General features: G+C 33.7%; 2 protein-coding genes. One reads left to right on the forward strand and one right to left on the reverse strand.

Features of this window, described 5'->3' with window-relative positions:
* Positions 1 to 266: 266 nt before the first annotated feature.
* Positions 267 to 4748 (reverse strand): choice-of-anchor J domain-containing protein, encoded by a 4482-nt coding sequence (locus HXN26_RS10435; RefSeq protein WP_273161158.1) that lies wholly within the window; start codon positions 4746 to 4748, stop codon positions 267 to 269.
* Positions 4749 to 5444: 696 nt separating this feature from the next.
* On the opposite strand from HXN26_RS10435, the gene HXN26_RS10440 reads away from it, so the two are divergent.
* The gene (locus HXN26_RS10440; RefSeq protein WP_273161160.1) at positions 5445 to 8033 is read left to right on the forward strand and encodes a leucine-rich repeat protein; all 2589 of its coding nucleotides are present in this window, start codon (positions 5445 to 5447) and stop codon (positions 8031 to 8033) included.
* Positions 8034 to 8670: the final 637 nt, after the last annotated feature.

Consider the following 8670-nt stretch of genomic DNA (forward strand, 5'->3'; position numbering starts at 1 on the left):
TAGACAAGGTAAAGGAAGAATAAAAAGAGGATGTATCAATTTTGACACACCCTCTATTTCTTTGTATTGTTGATTTTATTTTTCTGAACAATACGTGCCTACCAAAAGGTAGGTCTAGATATTCTTCATTGTTTTCACTTGAAAAACAAACATAGATTTTACACTTCTATTTGGGAAGTATAGTATAAGATATTATTGTAGCAGAATATAAAGCTTTTTCCTAACAAGACCTCTGCAATGTTTTCATGGCAGAGGTCTTAAAAAATCTATCTTAATATAGTCTTCTTTCCATTTACAATGTATACACCTTTTAATCCTTCCAAGGTTTTCGAATTCTTACGAACAACTTTTCCATCTATTGTATAAACATTGAAGTTTTGGTGGGATGCATAAAGAGCATCGACTCCAGAGACTACCATACTAACAGACACAGGTGCAGACTCAATACTATCTGCATACACAGCTGTAACACTAAAGAGATGATTTCCATCTTTCAAAGGCTGTTCTACAAAATAAGTTGTAACCCCTCCTTCTATCGTTGCTATTATTTTTTTATCAAGATATATGTTATACTTTTTCACATCATCGCCTTTTACCGAATATTTTATATCATCAACTAAAAGACCAAATGCATCAGAAGCTGTGTGATGTATAGCAAAATACTTAGTTTTATCTGGCAACGTAAAGAAGCGTTGTGTCCAATCCATATTGGGTGTTTCAGTTTTTCCAAGTTTTACAAAACTTTCTATATTTCTATTGGTTGTAGAATAAAGAACTTCATAAGTTTCATCCCCATACATCAACGAAAGACACTTTACATAAAAAGTTATAGTTTGTTCAACACCTGGAAGTTCAGGAGAAATAAGCCAATCATCTGCAGCACCTTTTACTGGGCAAAACGATATAAGATATTGACTACCAGAATGCGCTCTATCCTTATCGTAAATATTTGCACCAAAAACTATTTCGGGGTTAATTACCTGCCATGCATGTGGCTTAGAAGAATTCTTATAACTAACAGCTCCCCACATATTTGTTACTTTACCATCACCATCTACTAATTTCCAATCACCAAAAGAGCCTTCATTAGATGATTCTGTTACACCTCCTAAAGAGAACGGAACAAAAATATCTGTATTTTCAAAATTTTCTACTATTGGACGAGTAGTCTTCTGTGGAGTATTCCATTGCATTCTTACACCTGAATCTTCTTGTTTTGCTACAAGATTTTCAGGAGTAGCAGCTTGAGAAATAAGAACATTAAGCGTGCTTTTTGCAATATTATTCTCGAGCATTTCGTCTGGTGCATAAATAATTTCAGCCTTAATTAAACGTGAGCCAGCCTCATCAAATATTGTGGTTGGCATAGAGGCTTCAAAAAGTTGTTCATGCATAGATGATAAATTGTTTTCAACTAATTTATTTACTAATTCTTTATCATCGGCCATTATTCGTATCGTATAATTATTTGCCGGCTGTAATCCATAGTTTTTAATAACGAGTTGAATAGCCGCAGTATCTCCAGCCTGCACTGTTTCTGGCACAAATAAAGAAGCCACCTTAAGGTCGTTGTTTGTCATATTTACGATATTGATATTATCGAATGTTATACTACCTTCCGAGTTAAAAGTTTCAAATAAGCCTAGTCGAATATATCTTTCCGTTTTGTATGACGACAAATCTATCTTATAAGTTGCATACTCTTTATTAGGACTAATTACATCTGCCAATGTTTCAGTACCATCAGGTTTTACCACATATACCCCAATAGTATTTTGTTTATCGGTGCCTTTTACGTCAAAAGTAAGCATAGGCTTTGTTGCACCAGCTAAAGAGATTTTACCAGAATACAATTCACCATATTCATCAGAAGATGGAGAAACAATATCAAAAGCATAATTATCGCCATCGGATGCTTCACCAGATAATTGCATTTTTACACCACTACCGGTGCCATTGAAATCCCAATAAGTGGTTAATTGTCCTTTCGTAACACTTTCTTTAAATGGAATACTATAAGCCTTTCCTACAAGTAGACCGCTCATACGAGCTTCTCCTGCTCCAGCTGCATTTACAGCTCGTACTGCCCAATATGCTATGCCTTGTTTTCCTTCATTTGTATTAAATTCTATGTTAGAAGATGTACCATCATGAATCGTAGCAAGTTTTTCTGCAAGCAACATTGTTCCATTATAAGAAGCTGTATTCCAAATTTCATAATCAACCTTATCGGTAATTACAAGTCCTCCCGTAGCCCCGATTGAACCTACTTTATCCCATGTAATCTTAACATTTTGGTCATTGTCTGCTACTCTAATATTTTTGACATGCTCTGGAACATCTACGCCAACATAAACAACCTGTTGACTTTTCTGTCCCTGTTCTTCACCCATAAAAGGTAGTGTAGTATAAGTATGGTTACCAAGAAGCACCTCATTATCTTGATAAGTAATTTCAGTACTTGGAGGAATATTGCTAAACGTTTTAATAATTTTATTATCGCGTCTCAATTCTATCTTTGTCAATGGTTCATTCAATGTTGTTCCACCAACTGTTTTTATTGGAGCTTTAAAAGAAATATTAGCTATTAGTCCTCCATTAGCATCTGCAACAACATGAAAATCACGAACAGAATCTGGAGATTCAGCTGTCGCATTTTGATCAACCATAACAGAATCTACATATAGTGTCCAACCTCCAGTTGTACTAATTGCATGAATACCTATATGATATTCTCCGTCTACATCTACTTTTATTTGATTATTCTTATATTTTTTATATGTGGCAGAATTAACATCTGTTTCAGATAACACGTTGTTTTTCATATCTTCAACACTTGTTCCTTTTCCCATCTTTACCTCAAAACGTTCAGGATAAACCTTACTTTGTCCTGCACGGCCTTTTGCACTTAAAGCAATAGTATATGTACGACCAGCTTTCATCTTTATAGGCGGAGAAAACATCCAATCATCAGCAGCCTTCGGACCAAAAGTATAAGAAGCAGCCTTTGCTCTCTTATCGTAAACCCATATTGCTCGTGTACCAAAATCTGACTCTTCCTTATCATTATTAACATCAACAACTCTCCAAATAGCAAATTTGTCAGCACTTTCAAAATCTTCCATATAAGGCACACTAAAAGCTGCACCTACTTGTTCCGAATTAGAGTAAGCTATCTCACTACGCTGTTCTCCATTCCGTGCAACAATTCCATATCTATAGTTAGCAAAGTCACCAATAGCAATTTGGTCTTCTACATAAGTGTCACCATAGTTTTCTGCTATTAATTTCTTTTCTCCATTTCCAATTCGATAAATATCATAATAGATTCCTCCTAAAAATCCATCGTGTAGTCCTTTTTGTGGAGCTTCCCAATAAACATAGGCATTCCCACTTGACTTATCTAGTTCCATTACAATATTAGAAACAGGCATTGGCACATCGTAACCAATCCACTGCCGTACTTTTGCAATTGGAGAATTACCAATTGAATTGGAAAGCATTACCTCAAAACTATGCATGCCTGTACTTACTATAGTAGGAATCGTTTCATTCTTTCCAGGAGATGTTGTTCCTGTAGCTATTATATTGCCATCGGCTATAACCTTATAATAAAGCTCATTACTTAAAATCTGTCCATCGTAACTTAATGTAGGTGCTGTAAAGACAACCGAACCTGTTGTTGCTCCATCAATAAACATCAAAGATAAGTCAGTCACTTTTGCTGGTGCTCCATTAAGTGCTTCTGGTTGACGGATAATCATTCCTGAAAAAGTATATTGTCCGAATTTATATATTTCAGTAGCCGCACCTGTTTTAAGATCTACTGTATAAAGTGAAGTACTTTGTTTCTTTTGGTCAGTACCTAACCAATAGAATACATCATCACTTTGATCTATCTCGCCAGTCTGAAAGAAAAATGAACCAGAAGAATCTGAAAGTGTTATTCCTGTTGCTCCTATCAGTATTTCTTTTCCAGCCCCCTTATCTATTTGGTAAAGATTACCATCTGTAGCTATACCATAAAGCACTCCAGCTTTTGTAATACCCATAGCGATATAATACTTATTTGTTGCAAAGAGTGTAGAACGACTTCTGTTTGGATAATCAATAATACCAATTTCTCTACTTTTTCCATCAGCAGAATAAAATTCACCATAGATTGTTCCATCTTCTGCTGTAGCCGTTTCAAAAGCCATTAAAGAATAGTCGCCAAGAACTTCACTCCCTATTAATGTCCAAGAATTGGTATCTATCGTATATAAAGTAGGCGTGTACTTTTTATCTTTTGACATTGCATTATAGCCTGCATATAATTTCCCATCAACTAAACCAATACCATTATAAAACATAAAATTCCCATTGATAAGTGGGTTTAATTCTTTCGGAGCTAAAGAATTAAAACTAGATATACTCCGATCGGTAGCTTTCGTCATACCTGGAGCATAGGTTACATTTACCCAAATTTCTGCTCCTCCATTTGTTTTCAATAATTTTTGCTTATCAAATGACAAAGATGATGATAATCCTTGCTTTTGCATTAGTTTATGCCCACTTCCATAAGAATAAGCAAGTGACTTTCCTCGTTCAAATAAAGAAAGTTCATTTTCGCGCTCATCAATGCGCACTTTTTCTTCAGATGCAAAACGTTGTAAAGACATGCAAGGCCTTTCTGTGTAGTTTTGTGCAATGGCAATATTTCCCACCAAGAGGAACATACTAGCCAACAAAAGGAATGTTTTTCTCATTGTATAATTCTCCTATATGCAGCGTGATTGTTTGGTTTGTCCAACGGGTCTCAAAGATGAAGCCGTTAAGGTTTGACAAATAATAATTATCCGTATTCCTGCTGCACGGAAAAGGATATGTTAAAGGTGCTACAAATATAGCATTATTCTCAAAAAATTGCAAAATAAAGAAACAAAAATATTACACATTCCTTAAAATTCTCTATAATTAGTAATAAAACTTTGATTATTTAGCATCACTACTTAAAAAGATTTTAGTTGAATAAATGAAATTTTACCTAACAACATTTCAACACAAAACTATAGTTTGAAATTTATAATTATAAAATAAAAAATTGTAATTATAAATTTGAAATTTGTAATTATAATTTTGATGAAATATAATAATAAATTTCTAATGAGCATTTACCTTCCTCTAAAAAGCTTTATTTTTATCTTGCGCAGGAATAGAAAATATTGCTACATCATAACCAAGAATACAGAATTACAAATACTTTTTCGTTCGCTAATTATAGTATATCTACTCTCATTGAGGAAAGATTTCTCTTTATCCGTTTCTTTTGCCGTCATTTTACACAATTACCATACAAATAAACAAGAAAAACAATAGAAAGTTTGCAAATTAACGAAAGAAACATTATTTTTGCGACATGTTGTAAAACTTAAATTTATCTACTAATATTTTATTTAATGCTTATGAAACAGAAACTATTTACCAAAGGAAACATGAAAGTTTTCATCACATTAGTATGTATGTTGCTATCGTCTACGATGGCTTTTGCACAAAAAACAATACATGTAGAAGAAGCGGGGTCGTTAATGAACAAATTAACGGAGGAAGAAATGCTTTCGCTTACCGAACTAAAAGTTACGGGAAACTTAAATGGTACTGACATATTATATATTCGTGCCATGGGCGGAAGTACAATTGCAGGAGCAAAAACTGATGGAAAATTACAGATTCTTGATTTATCGGAAGCAAATATTGTATCGGGCGGCACCTCTTATTATTATGTTGACGAAGATTTGGAATATTACACAAAAGACAACACTATATCTATAAATATGTTTTGCAGATGCAGTGAATTGCGTAAAATAACTATTCCGAATAGTGTTACAACGATAGAAAGAAATGCATTTTTATTGTGCGACAATCTTACGGAAATTATTGCAAAACCTGAAAACAACAACTTTAAAACAGCTGATGGTGTACTCTTCGACAAGGAGATGATTACCTTAATTAAGTGCCCAGATGGTAAAACTGGCACTTATATTATTCCAGAAGGCACACAGAAACTCTCTGACGAAGCCTTTTCTAATACAGAGAAATTAGAGAAGATAGTTATTCCTGCATCGCTAAATAGTATCGGTGGCTCTAGTGGCATGGTTCCTTTCTATATCTGTAATGAATTGAAGGCTTTCGAAGTACATAAAGACAACAAAACATTTGCATCGGCAGATGGTGTGCTCTTCGATAAAAATATGGAAACACTTCTAAAATATCCCAAAGGTAGAAGCGGTGAATATATTGTACCAGAAATGGTAAAAAAGATTGGTAAATACTCTTTCTACGAAGCTACCGAACTTACCAATATAATTCTGCCAAAATCGCTTACCGAGATAGAAAGTTCTGCATTTGCACACATCAAAAATCTTACAACGATTACTTTACCCGAACTTGTTGAACAGATAGGATTTGGTGTATTTATGAATTGTACAGGACTAACCGAAGTGCACGTTCTTGCAGTTTCACCTCCATATTGTGGTTCAATGGCATTTTATAATATAGACTTCGAACAATGTAAACTTTTTGTGCCTCATGGTAAACGTGATGTCTACAAAATAAGTACCCCATGGTCGTCATTCAAACATATTGAAGAAGCTGCAGAAAAACCTTATGCTACCTTTACAACAAGCAAAAAAATAGGCAGCGAAGTTGTTTCTCGTATTCTTGGTAATGATATTACATTCGACGGAATTAAGTTCATAAGAACAAAAGAAATGATGGGAGAACGTTTAGACTTCTATGAGGTTATGAAGAAAGATGTAAGAATCGAAGGCAACATAACAGAGATGAGCATTGATAACTTTGATGTGGAAGCACTCGATGTAAGTCATTGTCCTACATTAAAAATATTAAGCTGTAAAAATGGAAAGTTGGAAAAACTCGATTTATCTAACAATAAAGAAATTGACACGCTAAACTGCAGTTATTGTGGATTAAAAGAACTGAATATTACACAATGTGGTAAGCTTGTTTTTCTTGATTGCGACGAAAACGAACTTACAAAATTAGATATCAGCAAGAATCCTCTTATTAATTATCTCTCGGTAAATAATAACACGATTGGTACCATTGATGTCAGCATACAAAAATATCTTGAAACGCTTGCTGTAAACAGAACTGGAATTGAAAAATTGAATGTTTCAAACAACCAATATCTTGCTAACTTGTATGCAAACGAAAATAAACTTGCTGAAATCGATCTTACAAAGAATAACAATTTAAAGGAACTACAGTTGGCAAAGAATAACTTTAAATCATTCACACTTAAATCGTCTACATTACAAAAACTTTATATCAACGATAATAAGTTGACAGCAATGCAACTCGACCTTCCCGAATTGGAGTTACTTTGTGCTTATAGTAATGAACTTTCTGAACTTGATTTATCAAAGCTGAAGAAAGTAAATACGCTTTCGCTACATCACAACCTGCTAACTGATGTAAACTTAAAACCAATTGAAGAGTTAGAGTATATCTGGATTGATAATAACAAACTAAAATCGCTTGACTTATCGCAAAACCAGATGATTTTAACCATAACATGTTATACTAATCAGTTATCACCAAATGCTTGTAAATCGCTTATGACAGGACTTCCACAACGTAATGCCAGTGATATTGCCGACATCATCATCGTAAATACTAAGGAAACCGAAGGCAATATTTGTACTAAGTCGGCTGTAGCTATTGCTAAAACGAAACAATGGAATGTTATAGACTTTGCTGGTGGTACCGAAGGATATCCAGGTTTACCTTATGAAGGAACTGATGATCCTACCAATATACAAGGTGTAGATAATAATACCAAAGCAGAAGTTTTCACAATTACTGATGGAAAGATAATATTCAATGGTAATTATGGCGAGGCTATACTCTACAATGCACAAGGTGCAAAAATTAGTTCATTCAATAATCCTACGACAATAAACCTTAGCAATATGCCACATGGTATTTATGTTGTGTCTTTCCGTGGAACTTCAACAAAGTTCGTATACTAACATACATTACCATTATCTATGACGGAACGAAGTAATTTCTTTCTGTCATTAATATATAACAAAACGTCCCTTGCAAGTTATTAGTTGCAAGGGACATTTTTTGAAGTTTATAAGCTCCTTGATTATTATAAACTCCTCCATCTATCAGTTTTGGAGCTTCGGGTTCATTAAGACATTTATCGTGTTCTTCTATCATGTTTTGTTTTAAAAAGACACATTCACACTGTTTCTGAACCATCGCTAATAACTAAAATCTCTTTTTTACCTATCTCTAAATTGCTTTTCATGAAAACATAATTATTTTTCAGAAAAACATAATTATGTTTCAACCAAAAAGATAGAACTTTTCGCCTAAAAAGTATAATCTTTTTAAGCTAAAAGTATGATGGTTTTGTTAATGATTTAATATTGGCAAGCGAAAAACATATAAATATTCGAGGTGAAACTAATTAAATCGCATCACTTTCTGAATAATGAACGTTCTGTTATAAAAACTAAAAGATTAGCTGAAACAGACAAGAGTAGAAATTTCTAATATAGTATTTGAATTAAAAAATTAAGGAAAATATTGTGTTAGTTCTTTTTGGCTTATATGACAAAAATGTGCTTATTTTAGAGTCGTTCTCTCTTATGTGAC

Origin of the sequence: Prevotella aurantiaca (assembly GCF_015262605.1) — a bacterium.
Lineage (GTDB): Bacteria > Bacteroidota > Bacteroidia > Bacteroidales > Bacteroidaceae > Prevotella > Prevotella aurantiaca.